This is a genomic window from Gordonia gummivorans (assembly GCF_022513585.1).
GTDB lineage: Bacteria > Actinomycetota > Actinomycetes > Mycobacteriales > Mycobacteriaceae > Gordonia.
The window spans coordinates 1-510 of the sequence record NZ_JAKWBF010000095.1; the positions used below are offsets into that span (position 1 = coordinate 1).

Below are 510 nucleotides of genomic sequence, written 5' to 3' on the forward strand. Positions count from 1 at the left end.
TCCAAAGTACCAATTGCATTTTCTGCACAAAAGCGCATCCTGCGTGTAGGGGATACAAATGCAGCCAAGCAAATTATCACAGTTCAGCCTGCGCTAAAAGTGTCACGAATCGCTGCCAGAGATTACCAGGCCATTCGACCACTCAAGGTAGCTCGCAAGCGCGACCACAAAATGGGATAGAGAGTTGCCCAGCCCGACCAGTTTTGAGACACTCGACTGTTTCGCACCGATCAGTGAGTGAGGTCGGACGTCCGTAGCGCCTTCCTTCCAGCAAGGACGAATCCTCACAGGTCAGGGAGTCAACCAGTCCGGCAGTCCCGATAGCGGTGGCACAGCATCGACATTGATGCTGTGACTCTCACAGCAGGTACTCCCTGACCGCCTTACTCGCGGCTGGACGCGAGCATGTAGCGCGGATGCTGTGCAATAGATTCGTCTGCACGACGCTCGCCACAACCTATGCGACGCTGATATGCACTTGCAGGGCGTGCCAATCGTAGTGATCGCCGT

1 protein-coding gene is annotated in these 510 nt (G+C 55.1%); it reads left to right on the forward strand.

From position 1 onward, the window contains the following. On the forward strand, positions 1-180 hold a 180-nt coding region (locus MKW15_RS24255), incomplete at its 5' end, for a hypothetical protein (protein WP_240862962.1). Positions 181-510: the final 330 nt, after the last annotated feature.